Below are 16,854 nucleotides of genomic sequence, written 5' to 3' on the forward strand. Positions count from 1 at the left end.
GGTGAAAGCAGACAGTATTCATTTGTTTGACTTCCTTGAAAATGGAAAGACCATCTTTGAAATTCCTGTTTTTCAACGAAACTACGAATGGGATGAGCAGCAATGTAGCCAGCTGTTTAAGGATCTGACCATTGCCGCTGAGGATGATCAAGATCATTTTATTGGGGCAATTGTCTATGTTGCCGAAACGGGTCGGAAGCTGAGTCATATTTACCGAATCATTGATGGTCAACAACGGTTAATGAGTTTAATGCTTCTTTTGAAGTCCTTAGCTGATGTAAATGACCAAGTGCGGGCAGAGATTCAAGAGCAGTATTTGACCAACAAATATCTGGAAGAAAATAATCATCTCAAGTTGAAACCCGTTGCTCATGATATGGAAGCCTTTGAGGCCGTGATGAATGACCGACTCGATCAGTATAATGATCCTTCTAAGGTAGTCAAAAACTATCAATATTTCAAAAAGCGGATCCAACAATCCGAATTCTCAAGTACGGAACTCTATGAGGCCTTGAACCATTTCAATATGGTTTATATAGAGCTGACCAATGATGTGCAAGATGAGAATCCGCAGGTGATTTTTGAAAGTTTGAACTCGACAGGTGTATCCTTGTCTGCATCCGACTTGGTGCGTAACTTTCTATTAATGAAGCTAGATTCAGATAAACAATCTCGCCTATACCAAGAATACTGGGTTAAAATGGAGAGAATTTTCACAACCAATACCTTTGCAGATTTCATCAGATTTTACTTAACGATGAAGATGCACAAGATGATTAATAAAGCTAAAATCTATCCGCTTTATAAAGAGTTTTACTATGGACAGGGGTTGGACTCTGAAGAAGCCCTAGCTGATCTGTATCGGTTTGCCATTTTTTATGATCAATTGATCCATGCTGAGACCGGAATTCAGGAGTTAAATTCAATTTTGCGTCATATTAATGCCATGGACAGTCGAGTGGTTTATCCTTACTTTTTCATGATGCTGGAGATGGCTTCAACGGGTGAAGTTAGTCAGGATGATGTGGTTGAAGTTGCTCGGATCATGGAAAGCTATCTTTTCCGACTGAAGGCATGTCAACTCCCTACTAATGGGTTAAATCGCATGGTAATTGCCTTATGTGATAAGACAAAGGCAGCTGGCGATTATCGGACAAGGTTAGTTTCATTACTGAATACTTCCTTCCCGGATGATAAAAAATTTGCAGACAGCTTGATGAATGTTAACTTGTACAGTCTACGAAATAATCTAGCTAAATTGGCATTAGTGGTTCTAGAAGAATCGCGGACTAAGGAAACCATCGACTTTGATGATGCTCAGGTTGAACACATTATGCCACAACGGCTAAACAATGACTGGCGAATTGAACTCCCTAATGCTAACCGGATTAATGAAGAATTAGGTGGGGTAATTGGGAACCTAACGTTAACTAAATATAATCAGGAAATGGGAAATAAGGTATTCAGTGAGAAACGAGAGGTTTATCAAACATCCAATGTCAGCCTAACCAGAGAAATTGCCACTGATTATTCAGTTTGGAATAAGGATAGCATTGTTAAACGGACGGAACAGCTTACCCAAGAATTGATTGCAATCTTCCCAAAACCAGTTGATACACTTCAAGTTGAAAGTATGACTGGCGAACATGCAATCACGGAATCGATTGATATTACTGGTAAAAAGCCAACTAGATTAACCATTAACGATGAAGATATTCCGTTAGACTCTTGGCGTAAGATGTTGATTAGTTTCATGGAGTATATTTGGCGATTAGATAGTCGTAACTATGAGAAGATTAAAGGTGACAGTTCTTTGAATAAGATGCTGTTTGCTAGTCAACGGTCGCCAGAAATATTGGATAATGGAACCAGTATTGAAACCAACTTCTCAGCTAATGTGGTTTTAGCTTTGATTTCTAAGATAGCTGAAATCTGTGATATCGCCGATAAAGTATCATATACGATTAAGTGAGGTGCTTAGGTATATGGCTGAGATTATTGAAAAAATGACACCAGAAAAATTTGCTGATAGATTTAGTGAGTTGATGATGGATCAAAGAGTCCATAATATTTTGGTGAGGGGATACTTTGATGATGATAAAGTATTATTAACTTTCGGAATTTTAAATGATTTGCCACATTATAAAAATGGAACATTAGTAATAGGCAATACGCGAGTTCAAGATGAAAAAATTTTTTTGGAACGTGGACTTCGTAAGACATTACCTCGTTTTAATTTAAGAGATATTTTTAAAATTTACGGATTGAATATTCAATTTACACAATGGGAAAAGAATAGGGACTTTCGATTTAATGACAATAAGGATTTTGCAATCTTTCATCCAGTCCAAACAGCGATAAGTGATATTTCAGAACGAGATAAATTTAGAAAAGTATTGGCAAACTCAAAGGCTAGAAAGAACATTTTGATAACCACCAATGATTTCAATAATGATCCGGAAAAAATATATGATATTGTTAACGCAGTGCTAATTTTGGATACAACAGCTGTAAATGAAAAGAATAAACAAACCTATGCTACTATAAAAGCTAATTTAGCAGCTGATGGTAAAGAAGAGCCATATTGAGTGTGTAGTAATTTTTGCTGATTGTTTTTAGATTACGTAGCAAAAATCAAGGTAGGTTACTTGTATTTGGCACTGATGGTTAGAATATCAATGTTCAAAGAAAACTAAGCAGCCTTAAAGATAGCTGCTTAGCTACTTAGGCTACTAAAAGATCGTCCGCAACTGGCCAAAGTTAACGGGACGGTCTTTTAGTATGTGCAGAATGTGGACAATAGGGTGGCATTTCCGCTACTTTTGGGGCGCCTTTTTAGCTAACTCTTCTTGACGCTTCTTGATGACTTCCTCAATTTTGACTAAATCTTCCTCTTTAGCAAAGTTAGAAATAAAGTATTCAGTGCGAAAGAGTTCGGAAGATCTGTTTCATTTGCTGATGAGGTTGATTGGATTGTACTTACCCATTGCTATTTCACTCCTTGTAGTATTTACTAGCTAAATTATAACATTGATTTTTTGAATCATTGTTATAGCGCACTCAACAGGCACTAAGTACGCTATAACATAGTAGCGTTCATTGAGTTCCTGTTAGTTAATGAAATACTAAAATAGTGAGACTGGGTACGATAAGCAAGCACTCAGCTTAGTTAAATTGCTGTAGAAATTAATCCCTAGAATACTGCAACAAACTGCACGACCACAACGTTTGAGGTGATGTGTGATTAGGATAAGGCGGACGCCACATGTGGAGACGGTTTGTTTAATATCAAGGGTGAACCCTAAATAGAATAAAGAGTATTGAATTATAAGGCTTATTCAGGGACTATCGTTAAACGGTAGTTTTGGCTCTGGATAAGCCTTTATTTTTATGCTGTAAAATGTCTTGGTGGGAACAGGTCCACTGATTAAGGTTGACACTAATGTTTTGATAACGGCAAAAAGGAACCCTCTGAACCCTACTATAGCACAATAATTTTGATTGAAACATCATTCTGGTATGAGCGTACCAAAAAGTATTGACAAGAAATAAAGTCGGTGATCTACTATAGTTAGAAAGTACATGAGTCTATCTTTTAAGGAGGTGTATTGCATGAAGAGGGACAAAGATAGAATTGATAGATTATATTCCTTTTTTAACGCTATCAGAGGGGCCAATACCCCAAACGAATATGAAGGCACATTAGCTGTTTTAAAAAAAGTAATAGATATACATGAGCAATCCGTCGATGAGCTTAGCGAAAATGATTTGTACCATATTATGAGACGGGTTGCAGCTGATTTTGGCGTAATCAACCCATTCCCTGACGAAAAGAAATTTTTTGATGTTTATAGAACGCTTAGAGGATTTGAGACTGTTACTTGGGCTGACATTATTGAATATGGTGATAGACGAGCTAAGTTCAGGGTTCCAGAGGCGCTGGTTGATGAAATGGAAAAGAATTTTATTGATGGCTTCCAGGAAGTTCTTATTCCAGAAGCGGAAAAATTCTCGTTTTGTTTGGAACGCCTGGTGAATGCACATAGCGACTTTCATTTTACCTAGACTTCTATGGATCCGTTTTATTATAAGGTTCTTTCAGAAATGTTCAGCGACAATGATATGGTCGATGTAAAACAGACAAGTATCTATGAATATGAGTTTTCATCAGAGTAGTTTGATTTAATACTTGCTGTTCCGGTGTTTGGTGTTAGAGATAAGGTAGCAGGCATCTCGAAATCGTACTTTGCAAGCTCAAGATTTGTCTCAGTGCGTTTTCTACAAGTGGCTTTTACCTTGCAGAACTGGCAGTGGTCGCCGGCTTTGAATTCACCTTTGCCTTCATAGGCAAGTGCAGCAGTTGGCATTAAAACTTCTGTAGCCCAGGTGAGAAGCTCGTCCTTACTGATAGTGCTAGTGGAGACGTTCTCACGATGCAGCTGAAAGATTGTCATTTCAATACCGTTGATGTCATATAAATCTTCGAAGGCTTCTAAGGCGCCGAGGGCATAACACATCATTTGTGTATTGCCTTCACTTTCTACCAGGACACCAAGGCAATGCTTGTAATCGATAATGTGAAGTACTTCATCAGCGATAATGACGCAGTCACCGGTTCCAAAGCCATTCTCTACCCAGCGGGAGAAATCCAAATACTGCTCAATGAATATCATTGGATCGCTGCAGTATTCTTTAGCCTTTTCATATTGCTCAAGTACGAAGCTACAGTATTCTTCAGCACAGTTTTGCATTTCACCTTTGTAGTAGGTAAGGTTTTCAGTTGGATCAGTGACTTCTTTTCCTAAGGACTTTTCTACAAGGTAAGCACATAACTCGTGACAGTCGGTGCCTTTCTGCGCGTAATGCGCGTAAGGTGAAGATTCATCTCTGATACTTTCGCAGAGCTTTGCGGAAGGTGACAGTTAATCCAGCGGTGCGAAGCAGATGCAGAAAGGAATGCATGCTTAGCCATTGAGTATCACCTCGGCCTCAGTCACCAAAGCAGCATAGTCAGCTTCCTTTACTTCACTTAAACGTGAAGCACCATATTTGGTTAAGAGAGCTTTTGCTTCAGCCTTTTTGCCTTTACCGGAGATGCTGGCCATAATGCCGCGTACCTCTTGGAAGGTGTACTTTTTAACTTCAGGTTCTGGCGCTACTTCTTTTGTAGGGGCCTCTGTCACTTTTTCTGGTGTAGCGGTTTCCGAGAACATTTCTCTTAAAGCAGTAACAGCTTCAATCATTTTTTGACCAGCAGTGATCATTTCATCTAATACCAGGTCCAGGTTTGACAGCTTACTCATGCTGAGCACCTCCGTTCTTATCAAGAAGGGCTTTAAGACCGGTAGCTGCAACAAGTAGAATTTCTACAGCAGCAATAAAGTCTTTTGCTTTACCAAGGAAGTCGTCTCTCTTTGTGATTACGTTATCTAACGCTTCACTTACTTCATTCTTCTTTGTCATTTGACACATCCTCACTTTCTTTTGTCGAATTTTGTCTTAGATTGGCAGCCAGTCTTTTTGCTACGACGCTGATGGCGATGAGCGTATCAATAAGCTCTTCATCAGTGGCATCAACAGGACTGGCTTTTTCTCTTGTGGTTACCATAGTCTCAACCTCGCTTTCCGATTGGCTTTTGTCTTTCTAACTTCCTAAGGGGATTCCAAGAAGTGAACTCCGAGTTTTCTAAAAAGTTTTTTATTTTGCTTTTGAACCCTTCGTTCCTTCCTAACTTCCTAAGGGAAAAGCAGAGGTGTAATTCCGGTTCTAAAAAAGTGAACGGAGGGTATTGCACTCATGATTAATATATGATATATTAATCATGAGTGAGCGAAGTAGTTACCGCTCACAATAAAGAAAGGGGATTTTATTATGAGGATTCAGTTTTATCCAGGAACAGAACTTGAAGCAAAATTAAATGCTGAAGCCACCAAGCAAGGAGTCAATGTTAGTATTTTAGTTGTAGATGCACTTAATAAGTACTACGGATTGGTTGGCCCTAATACTAAAACGGAGGCCCAGCTTGAAACAGAAGTATTAAATGAGGTGGCAGCGTATGTTGCAGCCCCATTCAATACTGGAACCGAGTTCGATCTTAATGCGGCGTCAACTACGTATTCTCAAATTGATATGACCTATGTAGGTAAACCCAGTATTGTTAAAGCACGAATTGGCAGAAGATTTGCTAAAGAAATTGGTGAAGGAAAATTTGCAAATGTAGAACAAGTTTTTATTGAAAACGGACGTCCGAAAAAATCTTTAGGGAATAGAGCTTCGCTCTATCGCATCTTATCTAGTAAAGCAGACTAAATACACGCTGAGCTATTACAACGGATATAAGCAACCCATGAAATAGGAGGTTTATATGAATAAGCATGCTGCAAAACGTAAATTTTTGTATTATCTTAAGGAAAAAAATGTTCACTATTTTGAGCATTTGCACAGTGGAGAAAGCAGTATAGTAATGGTTCTTACAGGATATACAACTTGCCCAGACAGTGTATTGGAATGTAGTATTAAATTTTTTGATACATGCATGGAAAATCGCGTCTATTATACAGAGAACGGATCTGGCTGGATCAAAGCGAGAGCCGGTGATTTATCTGATATTTATAGATTGTTAAATTTCATAAATGCAAGAGTCTGGCCTTTTTCACAAGATGGCCTTGGCGGTGAATTATATAAGGCACACCATTTACAGACACCACGTATCTATATAACAGAAGATGAAAATTATGATATTACAGCAACTACTGTTATTGATTACGACCACTATGATATGACGCCACTGGAAATAGAAGATTACTGTACCGCCACGATCCCGGAGCTCATGTCAAAGTTATCACCTATCTTTTTCTTTTTACTGATGAAGGAAATAACTGTTGATGAGGCCGTTTATTTAATTAAAAGAGATATGTTATTAGAATTTTCTTAATGAAAGGATGAATATTTGAAGAAGAAATTAGACGAGAAGCTGCAGAATGCTTTTCCTTGGTTGAAGCAACCTGAGCTTCATAAGGAAAAGCCATATGAGTTTGTTGAGGGATACAACCATTACGAAAACTATGTTTCGATGAAGTCAGTGATGGCTGGTACCAGTTAATTTATGAGCTTTGCACTGAGATTGAAGAAATATATAAGGAATATGACCAGCCAGTTACAATGAAACTGGATCAGGTGAAATCAAAATTCGGTAAGCTCAGGTGGTATTATGATCTTCCAGGAAAAGAGCTTGGAATTCATGCTTTTGATTTCTTGGGCTCAAGAAGCATTAGAATGTTCCCTGAGGGTGAGAAGGATTCGTTAGAAAGCATGATAGCAGAATGTGTCAAAAAATATGAAGCAAAGTCCCGTACCATTTGTGAACACTGTGGCGCTGATAATGCAGAATTATGCAACGAGCCCCCGGTTTTCAGATGGATTAGTACGTTATGCCCATCCTGCAAGGAAGAAAGAATTGTTCTTTATAATAAAAAGGTGGAAGAACATGAACGTTACAAAGAGAAAATACTGAACCTGAAGAAAAAAGCAGATAGTTCAGATTAGTATTAAAAAAAGACTCATAACAGTTACTTCGAAAGAGGTGACTGTTATTTTTTATTCTTTTTTTCAGAATCTCCCGGAATTCGCCATCACAAATCCCCTTAGGAAGTTGAAGAAGAAAAATCTTCTATCTTTTAACGAAAGGAGTGCGAGGGCGATGAACGTATACGGTTTGAATAAGGTTATCATTGATTTAAATTAGTGATAATCTTTTTTATATATCATCAATACTGAATAGTTCGCTAAAGGAGATGAGTAAATATGCTTAAAGAACAGCAATTAAGATGGGCTTATCAAAAATATTGGGTAATGGCTCATTCCCAACAAAGCTATAATGAAATTAGACAATTATTCAAAAATAATACTTGGTCTTTAGCTAAGGAACAAGAATTAGCACGAATTTTAGCAGATACCCAAAATAAAGTGCCGACCGTAAAAACTTTAACTACAGCTTATCAACATGTCTGGGGTTATTTTAAAAAAAAGTGCACACCAGCAGAAAAACAACATTATTTAACATTACTAGCTAATTTAACTGAAGATAATGATGAACTAGGACCGTATTTAAAGCAGCTCACAATTAAATATCAAATTGCATACTTATTAGATTCAAGACTAATTCAAGAAATTAGTTAGCAATAATCTTTAATTTACTATCTAAAATATTAATTGACTTAGTTGCAAAACTTGCAATCGATGTGTGCTTTTGCTATTGTTATTTAGTTATAGCTCTTCACAAGTGAGCGAAAAAGGCTTATTATTAGTTAGTGAAAAATAAAAGAAAGTGAAAATGATCATGATTTATTTTGATAATTCAGCAACAACGCAAGCAGATCCGACCGTTGTTGACACATATAGTAAAGTCTCAAATAATATTTGGGGCAATCCCAGTTCATTACACAACTTTGGTGAACAAGCATTTAGTCTTTTAAATCAATCACGGAAGCAAATCGCTGATATTTTTGAGATAAAACCACATGAAGTTTTTTTTACATCAGGTGGGACAGAAGGTGATAACTGGATTATTAAAGGAACCGCAATTGAAAAACGTGCCTTTGGTAAACATTTAATTACAACCCAAATTGAGCATCCAGCTGTTATTAATACGATGCAACAACTTGAAAGCCTAGGGTTTGAAGTGACCTACTTACCGGTAGATAAACGTGGCCGGGTAAGTGCTAATGATGTTGCGGCAGCAATTCGACCAGATACAATCTTAGTATCAGTGATGGTAGTTAATAATGAAGTCGGTGCAATCCAACCAATTGCAGAAATTGCGGAGGTTTTAGCTGATTATCCCAAAATTCATTTTCATGTTGATGCTGTTCAAGCAGTCGGCAAAGGTTTACAAGAATTAGTATTTAATTCACGTGTTGACTTTGCAACTTTCTCGGGACATAAATTTCATGCTCCCCGTGGGGTCGGCTTTATCTATATGAAAGAGGGTCGGCGGATTGCACCACTAATGAGTGGTGGTGGACAAGAAAAAAACTTACGATCAGGAACAGAAAACTTACCTGCGATTGCAGCGATGGCAAAAGCGCTACGATTAGTTCATGAAGATGAACAAGCTAAAATTGCACAAGAACAAGTTGTTCGCCAAACGATTATTGAACATATTAGTAATCAGCCCAACATTACGGTTTTTTCTGAAACGACCAGTGATTTTGCACCACATATTTTAACTTTTGCGATTGAAGGCGTTCGTGGTGAAACAATTGTTCATGCGTTCGAAGAGCAAGGAATTTATATTTCAACGACTTCAGCTTGTTCTTCAAAAAAAGAGCAAGTATCTGGAACATTAGTTGCAATGAAAGTCCCTGAACATATTGCAACATCAGCCGTGCGCGTGTCTTTAGATGCCACGAATACTATCGCTGAAGCCCAACAGTTTAACCAAGTTTTTGATAAACTCTATGTTGGTTTTGAAAAAATATTTGTAAAAAATTAAAAAAGAGGTAACCCATGCAATATACAGAAATTATGGTACGCTATGGTGAGCTTTCAACAAAAGGAAAAAATATTAAAGATTTTATTAACCAATTAGGTGGTAATACAACTAAAGCTTTACATGATTTTCCAGATGTTCGAGTTCATCCTAAGCGTGATCGGATGCATATTACATTAAATGGTACAGAACCAAAGCCAGTTTTAGAACGTTTAAAATTAGTTTTTGGAATTCAATCATTTTCACCAGTTGTTCAATTACCAAAAGATATCGAAGCGGTTTATGCAGCTGCAGTTGAAATGATGCAAGAAATTTATCAAGCGGGCATGACTTTTAAAGTTCAAACTAAGCGGGCTGATAAAGAATTTCCAATGGACACTAATGCGATAAATCGTGAAGTTGGGGGAGCTGTTATTACGGCTTTACCTGATATTAAAGTTGATGTTAAAAATCCAGATATTGAATTATTAGTTGATGTTCGTAATAATGGAATTTTCTTATCATCACTAACGATTAAAGGCGCAGGTGGCTTTCCAGTTGGAACAGCTGGTAAAGGAATAATGATGTTGTCGGGTGGGATTGACTCACCAGTTGCAGCCTATCTTGGAATGAAGCGTGGGGTAGATATGGAGATGATTCATTTCTTCAGTCCACCATACACAACGCAACAGGCTTTAGCGAAAGCTAAACAATTAACTGCTGTATTAGCCCAATCAGTTGGAGCAATTAAGTTCATCCAAATTCCATTTACAGAAATCCAAGAAACGATTAAAGAAAAAGTCCCTGAAGGCTATTTAATGACTATTCAACGCCGGATGATGTTACGGCTAAGTGTTTTAATGGCACAAAAACGAAATGGCTTAGCAATTTTTAATGGTGAAGCGCTTGGTCAAGTGGCCTCGCAGACTATGGAATCGATGATGGCAATTAATGATGTGACAACCATGCCAATTATTCGACCGGTGGTTTCAATGGATAAAACTGAAATTATCAAAGTTGCTGAAGAAATTGGGACTTTTGATTTATCAATCATGCCCTTTGAAGATTGTTGTACAATTTTTGCACCACCATCACCAAAAACGCGGCCTAATTTAGAAAAAACCCGTCAATTTGAAAAATTAATTGATGTTGATGGCTTAATTGAGCGTGCTTTGGCTGCTGTTGAAATTAGTACAATTCGCCCAGGGGAAGATTATATGAACCCTGAAGAAGCGGTTTTTGCTGAATTACTATAAAAAATCTTGCATAGTTGTTAATAATTTGGTAATATTATCTTATGCGATGAGTCGAGAACGACCAACCATATTTATATGGTGCAAGTAATTGCCTAGTGGTTTTCGAAGGTAGGGGCACATTACCACCGGATGTGGGTGCTTGTTAAGTGAATTGTGGAATTTTACTTAACTATTTATGACTAACATTAATGCTATGGTATTAATGAAATACTACCGTGACGGAATTAGAAATAATTCCCCGGAGCTTGAGCCGGTCAATTCAAGCATGCCAAACTGAGCCATAGCTTTTGCTATGGCTCTTTTATTTTAAATAAAAAGAAGGTGGCGTTATGCGAGTTGGCAGTGTTGGTAGCGTAAAACAAACAATTAAACAAAAACAACGGTTAGGTAAAGTTAAGCAACATACTAGCAAGAGTAAATTTATACCTAGTGAATTTAGTGATTTTATGCGAGTTAGGTGGTATTTAACACAACAAGCAAAATTATCAGGGATAGCATGGGCAGTCGGTGAGCATTACTTAATGCATGTAATCCAAGTTCTATTAAAAAAGCAACAAACAGCTCAAACACCAATTAAGCTGATCGATATTTTCACTGCAGCTATGCCAATAAATGGTCAGTTAACTTGGCAGTATTACCAATGCTTATTAAAAATATTACCGCAACTCCAAAAATTTCTAGCTAAAGAGTTGCAAGCTAATAAACAATTTATAGTGACTCAGTTACCAACACTTGATGAGCATAACAAATTAATTGCACACGGAGTGGCTAATAATTTAAGTACAGCACAAGGGAAATCTGGTGCTCTAGGTCAGCAATACTATGATTTAATATGGACAGAAAAGCACATTAATTGGCAATTAGTTAATGAACTATACCGGGGAATTGAAGTGCTTGGCCAAATTAAAGGACTAAAAGATATTACGCCAAAGATACTAACGGACGAAACTACTAGGAAAATTAAGGCAGTTAATTCAGTACAAGGGCAACAAATACTGTTGGCATTATTACCATTTGTGGACAAAACCACTAGCAATTGGGATTTAGCTATGTTTGTGGAGGTATTAAAAACAGAATCATTTAGTGCTACTTGGACAGCAGATGTGCGCCAATTAATGGGTTTGAGTAACGAAATAAGAATATTTATTGAAAACAATCAAGCTAAGCAACTAAGGTTTGCGGCAACTGATTGGCAACTCTTAGAAGAAGTAATTGAACAAGTTGGCTTAAATAAATTTTTATTGACTAGTGTAAAACATGATTGAAAATAAGTTCCAGTTAGGGGGCATATTTTTAATGGCAATTGATTAACTACACAAAAACGCATGCTAATTGACAATTAGCATGCGTTTTTTAGTGGATTAACAGAATAATTTGACTATTACGTCTTTATATAATTCAACCTAATATCTGTTTATTAATCAATTTAATAGGACTGTATTTGATTAATGGGTAGCAACATGCACTTGCTTAATTGATAACTTAGTAAGTACTTCATCAACTTCATTAGGTAAAACATTAGCTGGAATGATATCAATTTGTTGCTTAGCATGCTTAATTAGTTCTAAAAGCCAATCAACGTTAGTAAGGACAGATTGTGTAGCATCTGCTGAACCATGAACTAAAACTCGATCAACGTTATGCTCAATTAACCAGTCAAGAGCTGCCTGTTGCTTTGCTTGAGGAAGTAGATCAAAAGCGGTACCAAAAGTAACCATCATGCCACCTGCAGCCGCAATTAGATTTTCAAGAGCTTCAAAATCTAATTGCTGAGCATCATCAGTTAAAGCATCAATAATGATGCCGTCAAGACCTAATTGCTGGGCATCAAAGATATCAGCTTCCATGATTTTTATTTCAGCATCATTATAAGTATGGTCTTGAAGATGGGGCCGAATAATCGTTGATAAACTTACTGGTTGATCGGCTAAATATTTTTTTGCTTCGGCCATAAAACCGCGCGAAGGGGTCAAACCGCCGTTCTCAAAATTTGTACCAATAGCAATGCGTTGTGTATGTTCTTTTTCAAGCGTTACTAAATGTTGATAATCAGTAACAGCCACCTCGCGAATGATTTGCATAAGTGTGCTCCTATTCTTTATTCGATGCATTTAATTGTAACAAAAAATAAGACTGATGCAAAATAAAAGCCTAAATGAATTAAATTAAGGTTTAAACTATTCAAAGTGAACGCGCACACCTTCAGGAATTAGGAAATCTTTTTGAATTAAGCTTAGGGTTCCAGCTTGAGCATCACGCTTAAATAATGAAACATTATCAGTATTTTGATTAGCAACCACAACAAATGTTTCATCACTATTTAAAGCAAAATCCCGTGGGAAATCACCTTCTGAAGCAATTAATTGAATTAATTCAATATGGGCACCGGCATCACTAGTTTTAAAAACAGCAATTGAGTTATTACCACGATTAGAAGTATAGATATATTGACCATCATTAGTAACGCGGATAGCAGCTGCTCCATTGTGTTCAGTCCAATTATTTGGAATAGTAGTAGTAGTTTGAAGATGTGTTAAGCTTCCAGTAGTTGCATCGTATTTAAGAACTGAAAGTTGTGAAGAAAGTTCACCGAGAAGATATGCGTATTGGCCATCGGGACTAAAGCGAATATGCCGAGGACCAAAACCAGCTTCAGCTTGATAAGTTGAAACTAATGATAGTTTGCCAGCCGCACTAACATCATAAATATCAACTTTATCTGTCCCTAAATCAACGACAACTAGTCGTTGATCAGGAGTTAAACCGGTAAAGTGAACATGTGCGCTACCTTGTTCAGGGCGTGGACCACTACCTTCATTTTTAACTTGATCAGTTAATACTAAGTTAACACCATCAATTTTAAGAACTTCAGTTAAACCGGCATGGTAGTAGCCAGCGTAAACTAACTGCCGTTGTTCATCCACGGCAACATAAGCTGGGGATGAATCGATTAGATGTTCAGCAACTTTTTTAGCTGGTCGTTGCGTATTATCAAAAACGAAAAGGCCGCCTTGACCATCATGTTTATCAACGGCATAAAGGCGGTTAGCCTTTGAAGTTGTTAAATAAGTTGGATTGCCTACTGTAGCAATCAATTGAGCATCAACTAATTTTTCTTGTGTAGTATCTAAAATAGCTTCATATACACCTTCAGATACACGTTTAGTATAAGTTCCAAAAAGAATCTTTTCTTGCATGATATAACACGCCTCCGCATAATAATTTGTTACCGCTTTCAGTATAGCAGAATTAAGTATCGTTGTATTAAATAAATAAAAAATTATATCAAGTAAAGCTCAAACAATAAATGTAATAACATGCTAAAATAAATTAATAGGATTTTTAAAGGAGGGGATTTAATGGAAGAGCAAACAACTAAAAGAAAAACTTGGTTATATCATTGGTTAATCGACAACCGCTTTATCAATTTTCTATTAGGATTACTATTGATATTAATTGTTATTTACATGGTAAATAAAGTTCAATTTATTTTTGATCCGGTAGTTAAATTATTTAGTGCCGTAGGGGCACCAATTATTGTTGGTGGAATTTTTTATTACTTATTAAATCCGCTTGTTGATCGTGCTCAAAAAAGATGGCATTGGCCACGATGGATTATGATTACAGTTTTATTTGTTCTTTTATTAAGCATTGTAGCTGGTGGCTTAGCAATATTAATTCCAATTTTAACAAAACAATTATCAGAATTAATAGATAATTGGCCTACATATTGGCACAATATTAATCAAATTGTTGACAAAATTTTAAATGATCCTAATATTCGACCAGTTCAAAGTTGGATTGATGATCAAAGCCAAGCTTTAGCTAATAACTTGAAAGATTTTTCAAAAAATCATCTAAGTGGAGCTGTTGGTTCGGTTTCAGGTGTATTTAGTCATATTAGTTCATTTTTTATTACCTTAATTACATTTCCATTTGTTTTGTTTTATCTACTAAAAGACGGTGAAAAATTACCTCACTATCTGGCCCAATTTGTTCCTAATAGCAAAAAGAAACCATTTGTGTTTGTTTTGCGTGAAATTAATGGCCAAGTCTCAAATTATGTGCGTGGTCAATTGATTGTGGCATTTGCGGTTGCAGTAATGTTTTCTGTTGGATACATGATTATTGGCATGCCTTACGGAATTGGAATTGGAGTTGCCGCTGGCTTTTTGAACTTAATTCCATTTTTAGGTTCATTTTTAGCTATGGTACCAGCTGTTGTGGTCGCAATATTTATTTCGCCAATTATGCTATTAAAAGTATTAATTGTCTTTATGATTGAACAAACATTAGAAGGCAAGGTGATTTCGCCGAAAGTTTTAGGCGATAGTCTAAAAATTCATCCATTAACAGTTATTGTTGTATTACTATCAGCTGGCAATATTTTTGGCTTAGCCGGGGTTATTTTTGGGATTCCGGGTTACGCAGTGCTAAAAGTATTAATTGTGCATATATATGATTATTGGAAAAGCAATTCCATGTTATTTTCAAAAGAAGAACGCCAAGCAGTAAGATTAAAGCAATTAGCTAAAATTGATACTGCATCAAGTGAATTTGCTCAAAATAATGGGGTAATTGAGCCAGAAAAAAATAGTGACGAGTCAGCGGAATAATTAGGTATACTTAATGAAGTGCTGATATTTAAAAAGTAGGAAAGAAAATGAAAAAAATTGATAAAAGTCGTATTTTTTTAACGAAAAATAATAATTTATTCAGCTGTAATATTTGTCAAAACCAAAATTTGGTATTGCATAATAATAGCTTGGTTTGTGAAAATGGGCATAGTTTAGATTTATCGAAAAAAGGAACCTTGTATTTTATCAAGCATGGAGTAAACACAGAATATGATGATCAAATGCTATCAGCACGTCGGCGTATTTTACAAGCAGGTCTTTTTGATGGCATTATTGATGCAGTAGGTGCTCAATTACCAGACACGGCACAAACAATTCTCGATGTTGGAACTGGTGAAGGGACCCCGTTAGTGAAATTGTTGGCTAATCGATCAGCAAAAGACATTGCGGTAGGTTTTGACATAAGTAAAGCAGGTATCAATCTAGCAACGCAATTAGAAAGTGATGTGTTTTTTGCAGTAGCTGATTTAGCTGAATTACCCTTTGCCGATAAGAGTTTTTCCAGTATAATTGAATTTTTCTCACCAAGCGCTTATGAAGAATTTAATCGTGTGTTAAAACCAAATGGAATTTTAATTAAAGTTGTGCCTGCTAGTGAATATCTTAAAGAGTTAAGAGAAATCCTTTATCCAGTAGATTCACCAAAACGCACATATAGTAATGAAAAAGTTGTTGATTTGTTTATGGAACATTATCCAAATGCTAAAAGGGTACCAGTAAAATATGAATGGAAAATTCCCCAAGAAAATTATCAAGATTTATTACATATGACGCCACTACATTGGGGGGCACGCCCAGAAGCACAAGCAGCCGCAATTAAACAGTCGTTCCAAACAATCACTGTCGCCGTTGAACTACTAATTGTTCAGGGTTAGGACTAAAAAAGCTAGGATAAGTATGATATGCTATAAGTATTGATTAAGCTTAAATGATTGAGGAATTGAATTAATGAAAAATCATATTGTGTTATTTGAACCGCTAATGCCAGCAAATACTGGTAATATCGCACGGACCGCAGCTGGAACGGATACCGTTTTACATTTAATTGAACCACTAGGTTTTTCAACTGATGATAAAATGATGAAAAGAGCTGGCTTAGATTATTGGGATAAAGTTGAAATTGTTTATCACCCAAATCTTGTTGCCTTTATGGAGACATTAGGTGCAACAGATCGATTATATTTAGTCTCAAAATTTGCTGAAAAAAGTTACCATGAACTCGATTATACAGATCAAGATTTAGACTACTATTTCTTATTTGGTAAGGAAACAACAGGATTACCGGAACCATTTATGCGTGCCAATCAGGAAAAAGCAATTCGGATTCCCCAAGATGATCAACATATTCGGAGTTTAAATTTGGCTAATTCAGCAGCAATTGTTATTTATGAGGCATTGCGCCAACAAAGTTTCCCTAATCTCGAAACAACTCATTTATATGCAGATGATAAATTAAAGGATTAGGACCAATCTAATTACCAGGAGCGTCCG

General features: G+C 36.5%; 18 protein-coding genes and 1 pseudogene. 13 read left to right on the top strand and 6 right to left on the bottom strand.

All coding sequences use genetic code 11. From position 1 onward, the window contains the following. Window position 1: 1 nt before the first annotated feature. The 3 genes from JOC59_RS02020 to JOC59_RS02030 all read left to right on the top strand — a co-directional run bounded on the left by JOC59_RS02020 (window position 2) and on the right by JOC59_RS02030 (window position 4,065). A complete protein-coding gene (locus JOC59_RS02020; RefSeq protein ID WP_205143128.1) occupies window positions 2–1,972 on the top strand; it encodes a GmrSD restriction endonuclease domain-containing protein in 1,971 nt (656 codons plus the stop codon). Between the two features lie 13 nt (window positions 1,973–1,985). After that, window positions 1,986–2,588 (top strand): hypothetical protein, encoded by a 603-nt coding sequence (locus JOC59_RS02025; RefSeq protein ID WP_205143129.1) that lies wholly within the window; start codon window positions 1,986–1,988, stop codon window positions 2,586–2,588. Window positions 2,589–3,612: 1,024 nt separating this feature from the next. Further along, a complete protein-coding gene (locus JOC59_RS02030) occupies window positions 3,613–4,065 on the top strand; it encodes a hypothetical protein (protein WP_205143130.1) in 453 nt (150 codons plus the stop codon). Window positions 4,066–4,217: 152 nt separating this feature from the next. Here the strand turns inward: JOC59_RS02030 and JOC59_RS02035 are convergent. From JOC59_RS02035 to JOC59_RS02050, 4 genes and pseudogenes are all read right to left on the bottom strand, one after another. Further along, window positions 4,218–4,972: pseudogene (locus JOC59_RS02035) on the bottom strand (DUF2800 domain-containing protein); the annotation flags it as partial. After that, on the bottom strand, window positions 4,965–5,303 hold the full coding sequence (locus tag JOC59_RS02040) for an rRNA biogenesis protein rrp5 (protein WP_205143131.1): 339 nt from the start codon (window positions 5,301–5,303) through the stop codon (window positions 4,965–4,967). The gene JOC59_RS02040 and the pseudogene JOC59_RS02035, both read right to left, overlap by 8 nt. Further along, window positions 5,296–5,463, bottom strand: coding sequence for a hypothetical protein (locus JOC59_RS02045; protein WP_205143132.1), 168 nt, complete (start codon window positions 5,461–5,463; stop codon window positions 5,296–5,298). Before JOC59_RS02045 ends, JOC59_RS02040 begins: the two co-directional genes overlap by 8 nt. Continuing rightward, complete coding sequence (locus tag JOC59_RS02050) at window positions 5,447–5,608, bottom strand: hypothetical protein (protein ID WP_205143133.1); 162 nt, start codon at window positions 5,606–5,608, stop codon at window positions 5,447–5,449. The genes JOC59_RS02045 and JOC59_RS02050 overlap by 17 nt, the downstream gene beginning before the upstream one ends. A 264-nt stretch (window positions 5,609–5,872) precedes the next feature. On the opposite strand from JOC59_RS02050, the gene JOC59_RS02055 reads away from it, so the two are divergent. The 7 genes from JOC59_RS02055 (at window position 5,873) to JOC59_RS02085 (ending at window position 11,991) form a co-directional block, all read left to right on the top strand. After that, window positions 5,873–6,310 (top strand): hypothetical protein, encoded by a 438-nt coding sequence (locus JOC59_RS02055; RefSeq protein ID WP_205143134.1) that lies wholly within the window; start codon window positions 5,873–5,875, stop codon window positions 6,308–6,310. 55 nt (window positions 6,311–6,365) lie between these two features. After that, a complete protein-coding gene (locus JOC59_RS02060; RefSeq protein WP_205143135.1) occupies window positions 6,366–6,935 on the top strand; it encodes a hypothetical protein in 570 nt (189 codons plus the stop codon). A gap of 227 nt (window positions 6,936–7,162) precedes the next feature. Continuing rightward, on the top strand, window positions 7,163–7,546 hold the full coding sequence (locus JOC59_RS02065; protein ID WP_205143136.1) for a hypothetical protein: 384 nt from the start codon (window positions 7,163–7,165) through the stop codon (window positions 7,544–7,546). A 258-nt stretch (window positions 7,547–7,804) separates the two neighbouring features. After that, entirely contained in the window at window positions 7,805–8,179 is a 375-nt protein-coding gene (locus JOC59_RS02070; protein WP_205143137.1) for a YbgA family protein, read from the top strand. Window positions 8,180–8,339: 160 nt separating this feature from the next. Further along, entirely contained in the window at window positions 8,340–9,494 is a 1,155-nt protein-coding gene (locus tag JOC59_RS02075; protein ID WP_205143175.1) for a cysteine desulfurase family protein, read from the top strand. 14 nt (window positions 9,495–9,508) lie between these two features. Next, window positions 9,509–10,726 carry a tRNA uracil 4-sulfurtransferase ThiI gene (gene thiI, locus JOC59_RS02080; RefSeq protein WP_205143138.1) on the top strand — a complete coding sequence of 406 codons (1,218 nt, stop codon included), beginning with the start codon at window positions 9,509–9,511 and terminating at the stop codon, window positions 10,724–10,726. A 329-nt stretch (window positions 10,727–11,055) separates the two neighbouring features. Further along, window positions 11,056–11,991 (top strand): hypothetical protein, encoded by a 936-nt coding sequence (locus tag JOC59_RS02085; RefSeq protein WP_205143139.1) that lies wholly within the window; start codon window positions 11,056–11,058, stop codon window positions 11,989–11,991. A gap of 180 nt (window positions 11,992–12,171) precedes the next feature. Here the strand turns inward: JOC59_RS02085 and JOC59_RS02090 are convergent, their stop codons facing one another. Continuing rightward, window positions 12,172–12,807 carry a copper homeostasis protein CutC gene (locus tag JOC59_RS02090; protein WP_205143140.1) on the bottom strand — a complete coding sequence of 212 codons (636 nt, stop codon included), beginning with the start codon at window positions 12,805–12,807 and terminating at the stop codon, window positions 12,172–12,174. A 96-nt stretch (window positions 12,808–12,903) separates the two neighbouring features. Beyond that, the gene (locus JOC59_RS02095; protein ID WP_239516986.1) at window positions 12,904–13,923 is read right to left on the bottom strand and encodes a lactonase family protein; all 1,020 of its coding nucleotides are present in this window, start codon (window positions 13,921–13,923) and stop codon (window positions 12,904–12,906) included. A 162-nt stretch (window positions 13,924–14,085) separates the two neighbouring features. Here JOC59_RS02095 and JOC59_RS02100 point away from each other — a divergent pair, with 162 nt between their 5' ends. From JOC59_RS02100 to JOC59_RS02110, 3 genes are all read left to right on the top strand, one after another. After that, complete coding sequence (locus tag JOC59_RS02100; protein ID WP_205143141.1) at window positions 14,086–15,342, top strand: AI-2E family transporter; 1,257 nt, start codon at window positions 14,086–14,088, stop codon at window positions 15,340–15,342. 47 nt (window positions 15,343–15,389) lie between these two features. Further along, on the top strand, window positions 15,390–16,238 hold the full coding sequence (locus JOC59_RS02105) for a methyltransferase domain-containing protein (protein ID WP_205143142.1): 849 nt from the start codon (window positions 15,390–15,392) through the stop codon (window positions 16,236–16,238). A gap of 73 nt (window positions 16,239–16,311) precedes the next feature. Continuing rightward, complete coding sequence (locus JOC59_RS02110; RefSeq protein WP_205143143.1) at window positions 16,312–16,827, top strand: tRNA (cytidine(34)-2'-O)-methyltransferase; 516 nt, start codon at window positions 16,312–16,314, stop codon at window positions 16,825–16,827. Window positions 16,828–16,854: the final 27 nt, after the last annotated feature.

This window comes from Periweissella beninensis, assembly GCF_016908275.1.
Classification (GTDB): domain Bacteria; phylum Bacillota; class Bacilli; order Lactobacillales; family Lactobacillaceae; genus Periweissella; species Periweissella beninensis.

Coding starts and splice junctions, on each gene's coding strand:
- JOC59_RS02025 (WP_205143129.1), top strand. CDS start 1,986: ATGGCTGAGATTATTGAAAAAATGACACCAGAAAAATTTGCTGATAGA.
- JOC59_RS02030 (WP_205143130.1), top strand. CDS start 3,613: ATGAAGAGGGACAAAGATAGAATTGATAGATTATATTCCTTTTTTAAC.
- JOC59_RS02040 (WP_205143131.1), bottom strand. CDS start 5,303: ATGAGTAAGCTGTCAAACCTGGACCTGGTATTAGATGAAATGATCACT.
- JOC59_RS02045 (WP_205143132.1), bottom strand. CDS start 5,463: ATGACAAAGAAGAATGAAGTAAGTGAAGCGTTAGATAACGTAATCACA.
- JOC59_RS02050 (WP_205143133.1), bottom strand. CDS start 5,608: ATGGTAACCACAAGAGAAAAAGCCAGTCCTGTTGATGCCACTGATGAA.
- JOC59_RS02055 (WP_205143134.1), top strand. CDS start 5,873: ATGAGGATTCAGTTTTATCCAGGAACAGAACTTGAAGCAAAATTAAAT.
- JOC59_RS02060 (WP_205143135.1), top strand. CDS start 6,366: ATGAATAAGCATGCTGCAAAACGTAAATTTTTGTATTATCTTAAGGAA.
- JOC59_RS02065 (WP_205143136.1), top strand. CDS start 7,163: ATGAAACTGGATCAGGTGAAATCAAAATTCGGTAAGCTCAGGTGGTAT.
- JOC59_RS02070 (WP_205143137.1), top strand. CDS start 7,805: ATGCTTAAAGAACAGCAATTAAGATGGGCTTATCAAAAATATTGGGTA.
- JOC59_RS02075 (WP_205143175.1), top strand. CDS start 8,340: ATGATTTATTTTGATAATTCAGCAACAACGCAAGCAGATCCGACCGTT.
- thiI (WP_205143138.1), top strand. CDS start 9,509: ATGCAATATACAGAAATTATGGTACGCTATGGTGAGCTTTCAACAAAA.
- JOC59_RS02085 (WP_205143139.1), top strand. CDS start 11,056: ATGCGAGTTGGCAGTGTTGGTAGCGTAAAACAAACAATTAAACAAAAA.
- JOC59_RS02090 (WP_205143140.1), bottom strand. CDS start 12,807: ATGCAAATCATTCGCGAGGTGGCTGTTACTGATTATCAACATTTAGTA.
- JOC59_RS02095 (WP_239516986.1), bottom strand. CDS start 13,923: ATGCAAGAAAAGATTCTTTTTGGAACTTATACTAAACGTGTATCTGAA.
- JOC59_RS02100 (WP_205143141.1), top strand. CDS start 14,086: ATGGAAGAGCAAACAACTAAAAGAAAAACTTGGTTATATCATTGGTTA.
- JOC59_RS02105 (WP_205143142.1), top strand. CDS start 15,390: ATGAAAAAAATTGATAAAAGTCGTATTTTTTTAACGAAAAATAATAAT.
- JOC59_RS02110 (WP_205143143.1), top strand. CDS start 16,312: ATGAAAAATCATATTGTGTTATTTGAACCGCTAATGCCAGCAAATACT.